Raw genomic sequence first — 17,900 nt, 5'->3', positions numbered from 1 at the left:
TAAAACAAAAACACAAATGAAAACATTAAAATTTCTTTTCATATTAGTTTTAGCAATCTCTTGTAAGTCTCATGCTACAAACAAAAAACAAGATACTATTGTTAAAAACACCGCTCCTAATATTGTTTATATTTTAGCAGATGATATGGGGTATGGAGACCTTTCCTCTTTAAATTCAGAGTCAGGAATTCAAACACCTCATATGGATAAAATATTAAAAGAGGGCGTTCATTTTACAGATGCGCATACAAACTCTTCTGTCTGTACACCAACTAGATATGGTATCATTACAGGGCGTTATGCTTGGAGAAGCTCCTTAAAAAAAGGGGTGTTAAATGGTTATAAACCAGCTTTAATTGAAGAAAGCAGACCAACAGTTGCCTCTTATCTTAAAAGCAATGGTTATACAACCGCTTGTATTGGAAAATGGCATATCGGTTTAGATATGCAACCGAAAGAAGGAGACAAATCTATAAAAGCTAAAGATGGATTGAGTAATGTAGATTTTTCGAAAAGAATAAAAGATCCAAGTTATTTAGGGTTTGATTATTCATACATTATTCCTGCTTCTTTAGACATCCCTCCTTATCTTTATATCGAAAATGGAAAAGCTGTAGAATTACCTACAGAATATACAACAGAGAAAAGAAAAGGTAGAGGTCTTAGTTGGAGACCAGGAGAAAAAGCACCTAGTTTTGTTTTTGATCAAGTATTAGATAATTTTACAAAAAAATCGGTTTCTTTTATTGATGATCAAAAAAAAACAGATTCACCTTTCTTTCTTTATTTTGCGTTAACAGCACCTCATACTCCTTGGTTGCCGGTAGGTGATGCTGTTGGTAAATCTAAAGCAGGAGATTATGGTGATTATGTTACTATGGTAGATGATGCTGTAGGTGCAGTTGTTACTGCGTTAGAAAAATCTGGTCAATTAGAAAACACATTAATTATTGTTACTTCTGATAACGGATCTAATTGGACAGAAAGAGATAAAGAAAAATTTACTCATCGTGCAAATTATATTTACAAAGGTCAAAAAGCAGATATTTATGAAGGCGGTCATAGAGTGCCTTATATTGCAAAATGGCCAGGTGTAATTCCTGCAGGATTGGAATCGAATCAATTGATGTGTACAACCGATTTATTTGCAACTTTATCAGGTATTTTAAATCAACCAAAAGTAGAAAAAGGCGCTGATGATAGTTATAACATGTGGCCTGCTTATACTTCTAATGTAAAATCACCCATTAGAGAAGCTGTAGTACATCATTCTATGTACGGTATGTTTTCTATCAGAAAAGGAAAATGGAAATATACTCCAGAATTAGGTTCAGGTGGTTTTACAAAACCAAAAAATGTAGAAGCAAAACCCAATAAAGCTGAAGGAACTTTATATGATATAATTAATGATCCAGAAGAAAAAAACAATTTGTATAAAGAAAATCCAAAAGTAGTTGCAGAATTAAGTAGTCTTTTAGAAAAGTATCAAAAACAAGGGTATAGTAATAAATAGGAAGACAGCAGAGTTATGACACAATCTAGAAAATTTAATTTTAATGTTTCATTAGTAATTATATGTATCACATTTCCTTTTTTAAAAGGAATTGCTCAAACAGAAGATCAATCTAACGGAGCGTATCGTGAAGTTTATATTAAGAAAACTTGGGAAAGGTTAGATGAAAACAAAGACGGTGAATTTACGGAGGAGGATAACAAACGCATCTGGAAACATTTAAATAAATTATTAGACAGTAACGGAGATGCCCTAATTAGCTTTGAAGAATTTTCGACTAAAAAGCAAGTTCCGTATTTGAAGACAGAGGGAAAAAGAAAGTTAAATGTTCTGTACAAAGTTACCAAAGAAGAGGATTTATATTTAGATATTTATTATCCTAAAACGTTAAAAGAAGGAGAGAAATTACCCGTAGTGATATACACACATGGAGGTGGATGGGCAGCAGGCAGCAGACACGGAGCAGCGAATGCTTCTTTTAAAACCGTACATACAGCACTTTTAGAAAAAGGATTTTGTGTGGTTTCTGTAAGTTATAGACTTTGGAAAAATGGTGGAAACACTACCATGAGAGATTGTGTGATAGACAGTAAAGATGCTATGCGTTATTTGTCTAAACATAACAAAGAACTAGGAATTGATGCCAATCGTTTTTTCTCATTTGGAGATTCTGCAGGTGGTCAAATAGCACAAATGTTATTACTAAGTCCTCCTAAAAGTTTAAAAGGAGAAAAATCATTAGAAAAATACACCTATAAAATGATTGCAGGCGTTTCTTGGTATGGGCCTTGCGATTTTGAAGATATTAGTTTGTATAATCATGATGATAGCCCAAATTTTAAAGATAGATTTGGTGCAAGAATAACAAAACCAGATACCAAACCGAAAGACAAATTATTGCTCTATAAGGAAATGAGTCCGATTAATTATTTACATAAAAACAGTGCTCCGTTATTAATGATTCAAGGAGACAAAGACACTACCATTCCAGTAAAACACGCTTATTATATGGCAGAAAAAGCGAATGAGTTTGGAGCACCTGTAACCACATTAATTGTAAAAAATGCAGGACATAATTGGCGAAAAGTTGGTGCGGATATTAATCCTAATAGAGGAAATATTGAACAAAGTACTATTGATTATTTTGTTTCTCATTTATAATTAATTAAAGCAAATAAACGATTGATTAGAGAAACTATTGTTTTTAGTTTAGCTTTAAATTTGTTTATAGACTTGTAAACATTATGATAAATGACACGATTGTGTATGCATTCTTAAAATACTATTAACGTTAGTAGTTTAGTCTGTTCATAAGTATAACTATTTAAAAAGTATAACATAAAGTAAAATAATCATGAATAAATTTAGTTTTTTTAATGTAAAATTAGTTTTTTTAGTAACGTTGGTATCTGTTTTGTCCTCATGTGCACAAAATAAATCAGCAATTGCACAAAACAAATCAAATAAACCAAACATCGTATTTATATTATGTGATGATTTAGGTTATGGAGAAATACAAAGTTTAGCTCCAGAAACAAGTAAAATTAAAACACCTCATGTTGATAAACTAACCCAAGAAGGGATGGTTTTTACGGATGCTCACTCAGGGTCTTCTGTTTGTACACCTACACGTTATGGAATTATGACAGGGCGTTATAGCTGGCGTACAAAATTGCAGAGTGGAGTGGTATCTGGTTTTGCTCCAGATTTAATTAAAGAAGATCGCCCAACGGTTGCAAATTTTCTTGCTAATCAAGGTTATAACACTGCAATCATAGGTAAATGGCATTTAAACTTTCAATATGTAGATTCTATTTCGAAAGAAACAATAAGAAAAAAAGGAAGAAACTTACCACCTGTGGGTGCTACAATACCAGATGGACCTATTAATAGAGGATTTGATTATTACCATGGTTTTCATCATGCAGGTAGTATGAAAGCAGTTCTAGAAAACAACAAAGTAATTCTTCATGAAGATGAAATTAATATGCTGCCTCGTTTAACAGCAAAATCTGTAGAATACATTAATAATCAAGCAAAAAATAAAGATGGAAAACCATTTTTTCTATATGTGCCTTTAGGTTCGCCACACACGCCAATTGTACCTTCAATAGAATGGCAAGGTAAAAGTGGACTTGGGAATTATGCAGATTTTGTAATGCAAACAGATGCAACAGTAGGCGCTATTACAAAAGCACTAAAAGATAATGGATTGTCTGAAAATACATTGGTAATTTTTAGTAGTGATAATGGTACTTCTAAAGCAGCAAATATAAAAGGACTTGCTAAAAAAGGACATATAGTAAGTGCGGGATATCGTGGTTCAAAATCTGATTTATGGGATGGTGGACATCGTGTGCCTTTTATTGTAAGATGGCCTGGACAAGTAGAAGCCGGTTCTGTAAATAATGATTTAATCTGTTTAACAGATATGTTTGCTACTTTTTCGGAGATAACAGATGTTGCTATGCCGAGCAAAAGTGGAGAAGATAGTGTAAGTTTTTTACCAGCACTAAATGGAGAAGCTATCAATAGCACGAGAGATGGTGTAATCCATCATTCAATTTCTGGACATTTTGGGTATAGACAAGGAAAATGGAAATTGTTATTATCTAGAGGGTCAGGGGGTTGGAGTTCACCACAAGAAGATGAAACTACATTAGATAATATGCCTATTGCTCAGTTATATGATATGGAAAACGATGCAGCCGAAACAACTAACTTATATTTAGAGCGTCCAGAAATTGCTGAAAAGCTATTACAGCTTTTAGAAAATGATATTAAAAATGGAAGAAGTACAACGGGGGAGTTTTCTCAAAATGATATTGATAATATAATTTTATGGAAAAAAAGAACTGTTAGTAGGAGTAAGAAAGCAAAAAATAAAAAGAAGAAGGCTAAAAAATAATTTTATCTAAAAAAATTAAATGTCAAAACTAAAGATTTTATTACTGTCACCATTTTTCCTTTTGTTAGGAAACAAAACTCATGCGCAACATCTTTGGTTTGAAAATGAAACAGAAACGGAAAATATAACATTTTCTAGAACAGTAGATGGTACTTTTACTACAGCTGAAACAAATCCAGATGTTAGTGGAGTAAATACAAATACAAAAAGTTCTAAGTTTGTTAGAGATGCAAATGTTACTAGAGGATTTACCTATTTTGAGTTGTTTACCCCGCTAACAACTGCTTCAAAATATACAGTAACTTTGAAAGCTTACATAGATGTTGCCACTTCAGATTTATCGTCTGAACCCAATCGTTTACGTATCTATTTACGAAATACCACTACTGGAGATTTTAAACAGATAACAAAAACATTTACAGTAGGTAAAGCATGGGAAAAGTTTTCTTTTGTTTTTGATAAAGCTGATTTCACAACAGAAGGTTTAGGAAGTGGAGGGTATAATCAATTAGATATTGGTTTTGGAAACGGACAAGAATCAACATCTACAATAAATTATTATATAGATCAAATTCACGGATCCATACCACAAGTACCCCTTGAAGAAGTTCTTAAAGGTTCTTGGGGAGGTCGTTTTTACGTAAGAGCAGGTGAAGATTTAGATGACTATGTTGATAATAGAGGTTATGATTATATTGCAGGAGCGCAAGAAATTGCAGACAGTTATCCTACAATGGGGCATGTACTAACCAATGCTACCAATAATGCAAATGCACAATTATGGACTTTAAGAACAAATCCTAATGTAGATGAGGTTATGGGAGCCGAAAATTCTATTGTAGATGAAGAATTTGTGCCTAGCCTAGCCAAAGAGCAAATTATTATTGATGTTATTGATATCTTTAAAGATTCAGGTAAAAAAGTAATTTTATATGTAAATACGCAAAGTCCAGCAAATAGAGCGACAGCAGCAGGAGCAGTAGCTTGGAATAATTATGTAGATACATATTTTGCTGGTGATGGTCATGCAGCATGGATGAACTATTGTGAAGGTTATATAAAACGTTTTACAGAAATAGGAGTTGATGGATATTGGTTTGATTCATTTGGAAGTTATAATATTAATAATAGTCTTGGAGGTGCTGATATTGCTAGTACTACTGAACAAAAAGCTGAATTTGTAGCAATGATTCGTAATGCAGCTCCTAATGCTATTATCACAACGAACATTGATAAAGATTCTTTTGTTGATGAAAACGGAGATTTAATATTGGTAGATACTGATGGAATTGATGAAACGGTAGGTGTTGATGGTACTGGTGATGATCCTAATAGAGATTATACTATTATAAAGATGACAGCAACGAACTCTTGGTCAGATTTTACAGCAGGGCATATTACGCCGTTAGGGCAAGGAGCTCCTCCTAATTCTTGGGCTTATGAAGAGTTTACAGTAACAGATATTGAATCATCTCAAATATCTATATATGAAGGAACAAAACAAACATTAAAACATTTGTTTTTACCGCTAAGAGCAACTTGGTCTAGCGAAAGATCAGATTTAATGTTTGATGATGAACAAGCGTATCGTTTTGCGAAAAGAATTACAGATGCAGGAGGATCAGTTACCTTTTCAAATACAACATCTACAGATGGTACCACATCTGATGATGAGGTAGAAATATTAACATTTATGGATCAACAATTTGCCATTAATGCAGATGCAACTGTTTATGAACGTCCGGTAGGGGCGTTTCTTGTTGGAGAAGATCAAAGCCTTTCTATAGCGTCTAATTTGAGTGATGATGTCTCTCTTAAAGTATTTCCGAATCCAGTAAAAGATGTTTTTAAATTATCTAAAGAATTCAATTCTCTTACTATCTATGCAATTACAGGTGAAAAAATATTACAATTTTCAGGAAATAAAGAAAGTTTTGACGTTTCAAACTTAAATTCTGGATTCTACATAATCAAGGCATATGTAAATAATAATTTAGAAGTAATTAGATTCTTTAAAAGATAATCGTTTCAGGAAGAGTTTTCTTTCTTCTGACATAAATAAGTTTATTAGAAAAAATTAAACCTCAATTAGAATTATCTAATTGAGGTTTAATTTTTATTCATGAAATAGAATTTATTCCAAATAAACTTAAGGAATGGTTACCTCAAAAACTTTAGAACCATAATCTCTTACTGCTGTAATCTTTACGGTTTGTCCAGAATACTCTTTTAGGAACTTTTGTAAATGTGCAATATTTGAAATTTTATGTTTGTTTAATTTTTGAATCACCCAATCTTTGTTCAATCCGGCATCTAACCACATTTGTCCTTTTTTAGGATTCAAAGACTCAATATAACAACCAAAATTATATCCACCAGTAGCATCTATTAAATCAGGATCATCTGCAATGTTAATTAACAAAGCGCCATTCACTTCTTTTTGAAGTGCTTTTTTAATTTTTGTAGTCTTTCCTTCAGCAACAGTTTCTTCTGCATACTTACCCGTAAGTAAAGTAGCTAACCAACTAGGGTAGGTAACTTTTTTAACTTTTGTAAATTCAACTTCGTTTGTAAAACCAACAGGAATTCCATTAGAATCAAAGGTTCTAGCTCTCAACAATGTTGATTGGTTAATTTTAAATGGCTCTGAATATTTTAACGAATTCACGGTTGGTTCTGAACCATCTGTAGTATAATAAACATTAGATTTTTTTCCTGCTCTAATATCAGCCTTTAAACGTACAATAGTTTCGTTTTCAAAATCACCTCCAAAAGGTAATATACGAGTCATTGTATGACCGAATTGATCCATAGGAAAGTTTTTAAACCCTGTCTTTAATGCTGGAGAATTCTCTTTAACTTGATAATTTCCATTAATAGGGTCTACAAAATTTGGATTTGCTGAAACAGAGTTTAAATCATAGCCTTCCTTATTCCAAGCTTCCATTTTCTGATTAGGTGACATGTGAAAATTATCAGGATAGTTAACGTTCCAATAGGTATTATTATCATAGTTTTCACTCCATTTAACTTCTTTAGACAATCCTACACCTCGAATAAAGTTTTGAGTAGGTACATTTTTACCAGGCAATGTACCAGCGATCACAAAAATGTTTTTATAAATCTCGTCTTCCGAATTCTCTGGCCATACATGCCATCCTGAAGGTACTGCACTTACTGTAATATTATTGTACACCTTACGTCCCATACCATCTCTAAGTTTGATAGTAGAACCTAAGTTTAAGTTGTTGTAGATTTCGTAATAACTAGAACCATCATCTAAATCAATCGTCCAATTACCTGCACTAATTGATTTTCTGTAATTGGCTATTTTGTTATTTCGTAAAATAGTGTTGTCAATAGCATCTAATCTTGTCAATTCCTTTATAAAATGCTCATCCGTTCCTCTACCACCTTTCCATTGTCTTTCTCGTCCCCAAGAATTAAAAGGTCCATGTTCTCCTGTTTCTCTAACCGTTTCCCAAATATCATTAAATTCGATAAGGTGTCCACCCCAAGTACCATCGTTAATACATATGCCTGCACGTGGACAATTGTAAATGGTATTATGTGACGCTGTAATTTTATGACTCATAGAAATGTAAACGCCTGCCACTTGTTTACCAACGTCACCAAAATCGTGCATAATGCTATTTTCTACAACGCAATTCTTCGGGTAATCTGGAGTTTTAGGACCAGCTTCTAAGTCCATATTCTCGCGCATGTGATTCCAGTTTTTTCCGTCCATTAATCTATCGTCCCAAGTTTGATAAAACCGAACAGCTTCCGGCGAACCGACAAAACAAACCGCACTTTCTCCGGTGTGTACAAACCGGCAACCGCTTACTTTATTATTACGATTGTAGGCACTCATAAATACACCATTTCCACCTACATATTCAAAATTACAATCAGCAATCAATAGGTTTTCTGTACCTTCCATAAAAATTGTGCCGCCTCTGTGAATAGCCCAATCTCCGCGCGCAAGGGGCTCATAAGGTTCCATAAACGTGTAGTTGGTTTGTGTAAAATGAAAGCCTTTAAATTGAATGTTTTTTACAGGTGCTTCTTTAGTTCCTTTTAATTGAATAATATCTGCTATAACGGGTACTTCAATTTTAACCTCACTTAACTTTACGCCTTGCATCGGATAATAATAAAGCGTATGGGTTTCTGTATTTAAGAACCATTCCCCAGGAACATCCAATTCCTCAAAAATATTTTCAACAAAATAGTAAGATGCATGACTTTTTTTTCCTCCAATACCATGTGTTCTCTGTAGTTGCCAACCACCTTCGTTTAGAAAAATCTTATTTTGTTCTCTATTAATTGATTTAAGTCTGTACTGCATATTTCCCCAGTTATGACTTTGGAAACCATGCACAATTCCTGTTTCTGGATGCTCCCATGTTTTATCTGAAAAAGTTTCAGGATCATAGGAAAACCATTTGTCGTATCGTTTGTCTGTACCACCTGTTACCTGAAGGTATCCTTTTCCGTCACGAAGTGGGTTTTCGTAATCATAATTAGGAAAACGTGCTCTTACCTGGCGAACATCATCAACAAATAATTGATCCATAGACAATCCACTTGGAACTTGAGTTTTATAAATACCTCCTTTGTGTTTTTTCCATTTTAAAGATGCTAATTGACGAGAGCCTTTTATAACAACCTTTTCTCCTGGAATTGCAGAAAATACAACTGGTTTTTTTGTTGTTCCTGAATATTCGCTACCCAAGGTTAGCGTTTCATCAATATAATATTCTCCAGCAGAAAACCATACGGTTACAGTTTCTTTACTCGCATATTTTTTTACTTCTAGTAAGGCTTTTTCAAAACTTAAATAAGGACTGTTTTTTGTGCCTGAATTCGCATCATTTCCTTTGGGAGATACATAAATATCTTTCGCAAAAGAATTGCTAAGCATTAACAGAACTAGAAGGATTGTTAATAAATTTCTGTTTATTATCATCTTATAAAATTTAATTTTCGTTTTAAATACGAGTGGTGATTTTTAAATCTTATTCCTCAAATGAAACAACTACCTTATCTAAAATTGGTTTTGATTCATTTTCTGTAGTATCTGTCATTTTAACCTCAAATTGAAAACCATATCCTTTAGGTAAGTCTGAAAAATTCATTTGCGCAGGAGTTTTTTCAATTTGCTTAGAGAAACCTTTGATATAATCATATTGTTCTTTCACAACTTGCCAATCACTCCACTCATTAACGAGTCCATCATTAGTGGTATCTACACCCATTCTTACTTCTACAGTTTCCACCCAAGGACCAGTACTTACATAATCATTTCTTGTTTGGGTAAGCAAGTAATATTTACCTTCTGCAAACATAATATCTGGATCTGGATGTCCTTGACCAATGTTTCCACAAAACTCAAATTTTTTATTGATGTTATCAGAAGTAAACCAAGCAACACTCATATGTTTACCACCTGTCTTACCTGCTGGATCATAATCTGCAAATAAGTAATATTGACCACCGATAGAAATAGAAGCCCAATCTCCAAAAGAATTTTGTTCTGGCTCATGGATTTCGTATTTACCAAAAGAAACGACGTCTCCTTTTTTGATTCTTTGTCTCGGAATATCAACTGGTGACGCTTTTCCAGGATAGTTATCTGGATCTTCCTTAAACCAATGTGGATGTGCATATTCAGCAAATTTACCAGTTGGTTTGGTACGTTCATCTACAGGTGGGTTTAAAATTTTAAAATCATTAAAACCATCTTTACTAACAGCATGCGTTGCTAAGGGCGAATCCCAAGCATGCGTAGAAGCATCAATAGGCGACCAATCTTCAGCTATAATATGAAAATTACCTTCTAAATCTCTAATAACTGCACAATCAGAACCATCTGAAGGATCCTTAAAAGCCATGCCCATTTTTTTACCAACAATACCATCAGTTAAGTTTTCATCAATAAGTAAATGCGGATCTTGATCGTTTGGAAAATCATAATAAAAATAAAATTTTCCATCAATATATTCTGCAGAAGTCACCCAACGAGAAGACATGTCTGATATAGGTCCATAATGCACCCAGTTTTTCATATCGATACTATGCCAAGCATGATATCCCTTTAGCGGTTTTTTTAATCCTGATGGAGCATCAAATTGATTTTTAAGATGTGTTGTTTTTAACACAACATCATACCCTTTTAAGATGGTATCCTTACTTTTAAAATCATTCGGTCGTTTATTATTCTTTCTAGTATCATATTTACCAAACATCCAGTAATTTCCATCTCCTAACTGTAATGCTACAGGGGCATCACCTAAATTTGCTGGTGCTGCAGTAGGGATTTGTTCCCAATTTAACCATTCTGGTGATTGAGAAAAGGTAATGGATTTAGCAGCTCTTTTTTTTGTAAACTTTTTCATAGAGCTTTTGAAAACGGCTTCCTTTTCAGTAGGAATTACTTTTCCTTTGCTGATTTCCAAATTTGATTTTGTCGCAATATTCGCTTGCCAGTCTTCTTGAGACTCAAGGGTCCAAGTATTTTGTGCTTGTAGCGCTCCACTTGCAGTAAATAAAGCAAATGTAAGCAGTAAAAAAGCTTTGTTTATTTGTGTTCTGTTTTTCATTTTTATTATATTTTTTTTTAGATTAAAAGAATTTTACGGTATTATTTATTTTGTAAAAGAAAAAGCAACTGGTTTTTGATGTCTCCATACTTTAACATTATGTTCTTTAGCATTTAGACGGCTCATCGTTCTTACAAAAGATTTCTCATCTGCTATTTTTTCTGAATTTAATTCTATCACAACATCATCCACTTTAAATCCCATTTTAGCCAATTTACTATTCTTAGGAACAGAAACCAGTAACACTCCATAAGTGTCAAACATTCCTGTTGCAGAAAGTTCTGCTTCCGTTTCTAGTGTTTTAAATTTAGCTCCCATGAACCCTTTCAACTTTGACTTCACAAATACATTAGAGGCTATTTCTTTAGGTGCAAGAATTTTAGGTTTCCTTGCCAAATTTTTCAATTTATCAGAAGTAACACCAAAACCAGTCATCGGAAAGTTTTTAAATCCAAGACTTAACGCTGCTGATTTATTTGAGACTGTAAAGTCGCCATGTTGAGGTTTTCCTGCAAAAAGAACATTACCATACAAACTTTCAGCATCGTCCTGTGTTTGTTCTTGTGCACCATAAGCAGGTACCACTTTTTTAGAATCAGGATTGTGAACGAAATTAAAATTTCTAGTTCCTCCCCAAAGCGTTGGGTTACTAGATTTGTACACTGTTCCGCCCCATAGAATATTTCTTTCAAAAATATCATTTGTTGGTTTTGGGTAGGGTACATTACAGGTGTATCCTCTGCCTAAAATTACATTATTTGTAACCGTACGGTGATATCCTTCACGTGTTTTAATACCTCCAGATAGACTTATATTATTGTAGATCTCATAATTGGTAGATCCATCATCCAAATCAATATCCCAACCATGATCACATTGCATTCTATTGTTACGAATAATAGTGGTCTGATAAGCATCCCACAAAGGAGCATTTGGATACTTTTCTATATAATAACTAATCATTGCTTTTCCGTTCTCATCTCTAAAGTCAGGTCCAGAAGGTCCAGCTCTAAACCAATAACGATCTCTTCCCCAAGAATTAAAAGCGCCATGATCGTGAGTCTCTAAAACCGTTTCAAAACAATCGTTCCATTCTATGATATGACCTCCCCAAGTTCCATCACAAATATTAATTGCAGCTCTTGGTGTGTGACTAATAGTGTTATGACGAAGTGTAATTCTTGATGACATAGAAATATTAATTCCTGAGGCTTGTTTTTCAAAACGACCACAAAGCATCATTAAATTATTTTCAACGATACAATCTGCTGGATATTCCTCAGATTTTGGTCCAATAGTAGTATCTATTACATCTAATGCTGGAGGAAGATGTTGAAAACTAAATGAAGGATCACGAACAGCAGCAAAGGAACCAACAAAGTTTACATCCGTAGAACCATTATTTTGAAAAATATTTTCTTTTATCTGAATGTTACGGCTATAGCTATCAACAAATACTGCATTTCCTCCCAATTCTTTAAAAGAACAATGATCGATGACAATATTTTCCGTTCCTCTCATATGAATGGCTCCACCACGGTATACACACCAATCACTTCTTAGTAAAGGCTCAATGGTTTCTCTTAAAGTTCTTTTAGTACCTGTAAAATGAATCCCTGTAATATGAACATTTTTAACAGCTTTGGTTGTTTCATAATTTTTAACAACGGTCTCTTTTTGTGCATTACCACTCTTAAGAATGACCATTTCTGAAACAGGTTGCTTATAGTCTCCATAAATATTGATAAGGTGCTTAATTTGAAGGACAGCTTCAATCTTTGTGTCGTTTAGATTTACATGGGCTTCTGGCATATAATACAACCAACCATCCTTAGTATTATGATACCATTCTCCTGTAACATCTAATTCTTCAAAAACGTTTTCAATCATTCGATAGCCTTTGTGAGGTGGAGCAGAACGGTTGTTTTGCCAACCACCTTCGTACACCAATTCGCCTTTATTGTTTTTACCAGTCACAAAATAATGTTGACTTCCCCATAAACCTCTGTGCATACCATTTAAAATTGCTCCGGTAGGATCTTTCCATTCAGCTGCTTTTTTAGCATCCCAAGCATCTGGAGCTGCTCCTGAAAAAGGAACTGTTCCTGCTTTTTTTCCACGTACAGAAGGATCTCCATCTGTAGGTATAAAACCAGCATTAAAATTAGGATATCGTGCCATGTGTTGTCTTTTCTGATCTACAAAAAGTTGATCAATTGCATTTAAATCTCCCACATTGGTACGATAAATACCATCTTTAAATTCTTCCCATTTAGAAGTAATTAATTGTGCTCCTGTAATAACTACGTTTTCATTTTTAGCTGCCGAATAAACAACAGGAAATTGTTCACTACCACTATCTGCAGTGGTAATTTGTAAAGGCGTTATTAATCTATAAACTCCCTCATGTATAACAATGTTACATGCTTCTTTTCCTAAAAGTCCACTAGCTCTTAATTTAGCTTGTGCTGCTTTTATAGTTAACAAAGGTTTAGACTCTGTTCCATCATTGGCATCCGATCCATTGGTTGCTACATGAATATCTAGTGCATATAATGGTACAATGCACAGTACTAATAATAAGGTAATTATTTTTTTCATTAGTTTATATATTAATTTTTCATTCTTATTTTAAGCAGTAATTTATTTTGCGACATATTCTGCATATATATTTACTTCTCTATCATTTTGTTGAAGTTTTCCAGGAGTACTTCTTCCTTTATCTACATAAGATTGAAGTAATTTTGTTAATTCTTCTACTTTTTCAGGGTATTTATCATATAGATTGGTAGTTTCTGCAATATCATTAGACAAATCAAATAATTGTAAACTAGGAGATCCTGCTGGGGTTTTACCAGCTCTTGGCGTACTCCAACCACCAGATCCAGGACAAAGCGCTAATTTCCAATTTCCTTTTCTGATAGAAAAAGAACCATTAATACTATGACTAATGATGTCTTCTCTATTTGTTATAGTTGGCTTTTTTAATGTTGATAAAAAAGAAATAGCATCTACACCTGATGTTTCATCTAATTCTATACCTGTAATATCAGAACAAGTAGCAATAAAGTCAGTCATACATGTTAATCTATCTGTTTGCGTTCCTGCTTCTATAACTTCTGGCCAACGAATGATAAAAGGAACGCGATGGCCTCCTTCATAAATATCTGCTTTATTTCCTCTTAGATTTCCACTAGGTGAGTGTCCTTTGCTTTTTAAAGCAGGAATTTTTGCAGCAGGAGAACATCCATTATCTGTAGAAAATAAAACAATGGTGTTTTCGGTTAAATTATGTTTATCAAGAGCCTTTAACACTTCTCCTACAACCCAATCTGTTTCCATTAAAAAATCTCCATAAGGACCTAATTCAGATTTTCCTCTCCATTTTTCACTAGGAACAATAGGCGTATGTGGTGAGGTTAATGGCAAGTATAAAAAGAAAGGTTCTTTTTCTCCAGCTCTCTCATTTATATAATCCACTGATTTTTCTGCAAAAACTTGTAAACATTCACCTGATTTAAAACTTGGAGCAGAAGGCCCTTTTCTAGAACGTATCTTTGGATCATTCATAACCGAAGGAAGTTCTGTCACCTTTTCATTTTCAATATAAACATACGGAGGCATATCTAAAGAAGCTGCTATGCCATAAAAGTAATCAAAACCATTACTTGTTGGCGTTATTGCTGGTTTTGTATAATCGATATTCCATCCGCTACCAATTTGCCATTTTTCTTTTTTGTAATTAGGTAATAATTCCCAACCAATACCTAAGTGCCATTTACCAACCATAGCTGTATGATAATCTGCTTGTTTTAACAAATTTGCAACCGTTGTTTCCCCTTTTTTGATTAGTGGTTTGGTAGTAGGTTTATGGATAACTCCTTTAGATAAAGTTGTACGCCAATTGTAACGTCCTGTTAAAAGTGAATAACGAGATGGTGTACAAACAGAAGATGACGTATGCGCATCCGTAAATCGAATGCCTTCTGCAGCCATACGATCTATGTTTGGTGTTGCAGCTTTCCCTGTAGTATGAGAAACATCACCTATTCCCATATCATCGGCATAAATAAAAATGATATTAGGACGACTTGTGTCAGCCTTTTTTTGTGCCAGTAAATTTTGACTCAAAATTAAAAAAACAACTGCAATTATAGATTTGTACATTTTTAATAAGATTATAATGTTAAGGTAAAATTATTATTTATCATTAATATAGGCTTACTCTAATCCTTCTTTTTGTTGCTCTTATTGAATAGAGAGAAATATCCATACTTGATGATAAGAATTCTTATTATATATGCTTATTGCTTTATAGTAAGTTGTTTAACTTTTAGGTTTATCAACTAAATGTTAGCGAAATGTTGCATTAGAGAAAAGTATTTGAATGATTAGAGTAAAGGTTTCTTTAATGTATAGGATATATTTGTATTACATTTAATCAAGCTAATAAATTTAAGACTGATTAAAAACCTTAATTTACAATGTTTCCTATGAAGTTAAAAGTTTTATTTCTTTGTATTTTTATTTTATTTTCAATTCCGTTTTCTTCTCAAGAAAAACAAGTTGATTTTAAAGTTGATTTCGAATCATTTTTATCTAAGCACGATATGCTTTGGGATATTGTTCCAGATAAATGGCAAACCGCTCCTTATTCAGGTAATGGAAATATTGGTTTTTTATTTTATCAAGCTAAAGAATCAGAAAAAAATGTAATCTCTCTTCACATAGGAAGACATGATTATTACGACCATAGAGAAGCTAAAACTAAAGCAGATGAAATGCTTTGGATAAAAAGAAGCAGATTACCTCTTGGTCATTTTAAATTAACATCTAAAGGAAAAATAACAGGTGTTGACATGCGTTTAGATTTGTGGAATGCAGAATTAACAGGTACTATTAAAACTTCTAAAGGAACTTATACAATTAAAGGTTTTACACACAGCACAAAAGATGTTATCTTTTTTGAAACAGATACAACTGATGAAAATGTAGAAATTACTTGGCACGCAGAAGAACCTATTCCTCCTGTTTATGAAGTCTTAAAAAGTGGCGGAGGTCCAAAAGGTGGCACTTGGGATAAAATGAGAGCGGTAACTTTAGAAATGGCTCCAAAACCAACATTTAGCGAGAAAAACGGCTACTCTTTTTGTTATCAACCTTTATTTGATCATAGAGGAGAAACCACTACAGGTTATAAAATTACAGGAAATCCTTCTGGAAAACAACAATTAATAACGAGCGTTCATCATAGTTATCCAGAACGAAATTCGCTAGAGATTGTTACTGAAAATTTAGAAGTAGGAGAGGAGCTTATTAAAAAAAATAGCTTTATTTCATCACATAAAAAATGGTGGCATAACTATTATCCGTTGAGTTTTTTAACCATTAATGATGCAGAAAAAGAATCTTTCTATTGGATACAAATGTATAAGTTAGGTTCTGCTTCTAGAGGAAATGGACCCATTTTAGATCTGATGGGACCTTGGTATAATAGAACTTTTTGGCCAATGGTTTGGGGAGATTTAAATGTACAACTCATCTATTGGACGCATTTAACAGCCAATAGAATGTCTATTGGAGAATCTTTACCAAATAATATAGATAAATATGCAAAAAACCTAGAAAATAATGTACCTGCAAGTTGGAAAAACAGTGCTGCCGTTGCTGCTTTAATGCCGCAAGATCTTATTGCTTTTAACGGAGCAAAAGTACCAGATATGTTAGCATGGATCTTAAACGATTATTGGTTGCATTGCCAATTTGCTGGTGATGATATTCGAATGCGAGATAAATTGTTTCCTATTTTAAAAAAGACGGTGAATAGTTATTTAAATTATATAAAAGACAATCCTGTTGATGCCAAAGATGGCAAAATTCATATTAAATATAGTTGGTCTCCAGAGTACAAACCAGGTCGTGGTCAAGATATTAATTTCACTTTAGCTTTAATTCGTTGGAGTTGTCAAACATTAATCGATATTGATGAAAAGCATCAAATAAATGATCCTCTTAAAAAAGAATGGGAGTATTTACTAACTAATTTGGTTGATTTTCAAATTGATGAAAATGGATTGATGGTAGGAAAAGACAGACCTTTTGCAAATCCGCACAGGCATTATTCACATTTATTAGCCTTTTATCCTTTAATGGTAATTACACCAGAAAAAGAAGCCGATAAAAAACTATTACGCACTTCATTAGACCATTGGTTAGATGTTACTTTTAATAGTGGTAAAAAAATTAAAGCCATGCCTGTAACTGGTTATACAGCTACTGGAGCTTCATCTATGTATGCTAATTTAGGAGACGCAGAAAAAGCTTATTATTATCTTGATTTTTTAATCAAACATAAAAACATTTCATCTACAACCATGTATTCCGAAGGAAAAATTAACCCTGTTATTGAAAGTCCGCTATCTTTTGCAACAAGTTTACATGATATGATGCTTCAAAGTTGGGGTGGAAAAATAAATGTATTTCCTGCAAGTCCTAAAAAATGGAAAGATGTTGCTTTTCACAACTTAAGAACACAAGGCGCATTTTTGGTGAGTGCTAAAAAAATAGAAGGAACTACCGAATTTGTATCTATAAAAAGTTTAAAAGGAAACGAATGCAACGTTCAGGTTGATTTTAAAAACCCGAATTTTTATATCAATGGCAAATGTGTTTCCATAAAACAAAATGCAAATGGTTCGTATCCTATAAATTTAAAGAAAAATGAATCGGTAATAATTACTGCCAAAACTTTAAATAAAACCGATTTAAGTATTAAAGAGTTACCAAAATCTAAAGAAGAGCAGAATCTTTTTGGGTATGGTAACAAAACAAAAAGATTACCTGGTCATACATATTACAGTTCTTATTAAAATTA

General features: G+C 33.2%; 9 protein-coding genes. 5 read left to right on the top strand and 4 right to left on the bottom strand.

Going from position 1 to position 17,900, the window contains the following annotated elements:
- Positions 1-16 precede the first annotated feature (16 nt).
- From H0I29_RS02960 to H0I29_RS02945, 4 genes are all read left to right on the top strand, one after another.
- On the top strand, positions 17-1,513 hold the full coding sequence (locus H0I29_RS02960; protein WP_218754372.1) for a sulfatase-like hydrolase/transferase: 1,497 nt from the start codon (positions 17-19) through the stop codon (positions 1,511-1,513).
- A 15-nt stretch (positions 1,514-1,528) separates the two neighbouring features.
- A complete protein-coding gene (locus tag H0I29_RS02955; RefSeq protein ID WP_218754371.1) occupies positions 1,529-2,674 on the top strand; it encodes an alpha/beta hydrolase fold domain-containing protein in 1,146 nt (381 codons plus the stop codon).
- Between the two features lie 193 nt (positions 2,675-2,867).
- A complete protein-coding gene (locus H0I29_RS02950; protein WP_218754370.1) occupies positions 2,868-4,421 on the top strand; it encodes an arylsulfatase in 1,554 nt (517 codons plus the stop codon).
- A gap of 19 nt (positions 4,422-4,440) precedes the next feature.
- A complete protein-coding gene (locus tag H0I29_RS02945) occupies positions 4,441-6,444 on the top strand; it encodes a T9SS type A sorting domain-containing protein (RefSeq protein WP_218754369.1) in 2,004 nt (667 codons plus the stop codon).
- A 126-nt stretch (positions 6,445-6,570) separates the two neighbouring features.
- Here the strand turns inward: H0I29_RS02945 and H0I29_RS02940 are convergent, their stop codons facing one another.
- From H0I29_RS02940 to H0I29_RS02925, 4 genes are read right to left on the bottom strand one after another with little or no spacing between them, the layout of a single operon-like run.
- Positions 6,571-9,393: a chitobiase/beta-hexosaminidase C-terminal domain-containing protein gene (locus H0I29_RS02940; protein WP_254712687.1), complete on the bottom strand. Its 2,823-nt coding sequence runs from the start codon at positions 9,391-9,393 to the stop codon at positions 6,571-6,573.
- 49 nt (positions 9,394-9,442) lie between these two features.
- Positions 9,443-11,026 (bottom strand): hypothetical protein, encoded by a 1,584-nt coding sequence (locus H0I29_RS02935; RefSeq protein WP_218754368.1) that lies wholly within the window; start codon positions 11,024-11,026, stop codon positions 9,443-9,445.
- 45 nt (positions 11,027-11,071) lie between these two features.
- Complete coding sequence (locus tag H0I29_RS02930) at positions 11,072-13,627, bottom strand: PDZ domain-containing protein (RefSeq protein ID WP_218754367.1); 2,556 nt, start codon at positions 13,625-13,627, stop codon at positions 11,072-11,074.
- Positions 13,628-13,669: 42 nt separating this feature from the next.
- Complete coding sequence (locus H0I29_RS02925; protein ID WP_218754366.1) at positions 13,670-15,193, bottom strand: arylsulfatase; 1,524 nt, start codon at positions 15,191-15,193, stop codon at positions 13,670-13,672.
- Positions 15,194-15,519: 326 nt separating this feature from the next.
- Between H0I29_RS02925 and H0I29_RS02920 the strand changes: the two genes are divergently transcribed.
- A complete protein-coding gene (locus H0I29_RS02920; RefSeq protein WP_218754365.1) occupies positions 15,520-17,895 on the top strand; it encodes a glycoside hydrolase family 95-like protein in 2,376 nt (791 codons plus the stop codon).
- Positions 17,896-17,900: the final 5 nt, after the last annotated feature.

The organism is Polaribacter sp. R2A056_3_33, assembly GCF_019278485.1.
Taxonomy (GTDB): Bacteria; Bacteroidota; Bacteroidia; order Flavobacteriales; family Flavobacteriaceae; genus Polaribacter.
The sequence above is the reverse complement of the archived record's forward strand: the minus strand, read 5'-3'. Positions and strand labels throughout refer to the sequence as shown.

Excerpts from the sequence above, each read along its gene's own strand:
- H0I29_RS02945 (WP_218754369.1), top strand. The coding sequence starts at position 4,441 with ATGTCAAAACTAAAGATTTTATTACTGTCACCATTTTTCCTTTTGTTA.
- H0I29_RS02940 (WP_254712687.1), bottom strand. The coding sequence starts at position 9,393 with ATGATAATAAACAGAAATTTATTAACAATCCTTCTAGTTCTGTTAATG.
- H0I29_RS02960 (WP_218754372.1), top strand. The coding sequence starts at position 17 with ATGAAAACATTAAAATTTCTTTTCATATTAGTTTTAGCAATCTCTTGT.
- H0I29_RS02955 (WP_218754371.1), top strand. The coding sequence starts at position 1,529 with ATGACACAATCTAGAAAATTTAATTTTAATGTTTCATTAGTAATTATA.
- H0I29_RS02935 (WP_218754368.1), bottom strand. The coding sequence starts at position 11,026 with ATGAAAAACAGAACACAAATAAACAAAGCTTTTTTACTGCTTACATTT.
- H0I29_RS02930 (WP_218754367.1), bottom strand. The coding sequence starts at position 13,627 with ATGAAAAAAATAATTACCTTATTATTAGTACTGTGCATTGTACCATTA.
- H0I29_RS02950 (WP_218754370.1), top strand. The coding sequence starts at position 2,868 with ATGAATAAATTTAGTTTTTTTAATGTAAAATTAGTTTTTTTAGTAACG.
- H0I29_RS02925 (WP_218754366.1), bottom strand. The coding sequence starts at position 15,193 with ATGTACAAATCTATAATTGCAGTTGTTTTTTTAATTTTGAGTCAAAAT.
- H0I29_RS02920 (WP_218754365.1), top strand. The coding sequence starts at position 15,520 with ATGAAGTTAAAAGTTTTATTTCTTTGTATTTTTATTTTATTTTCAATT.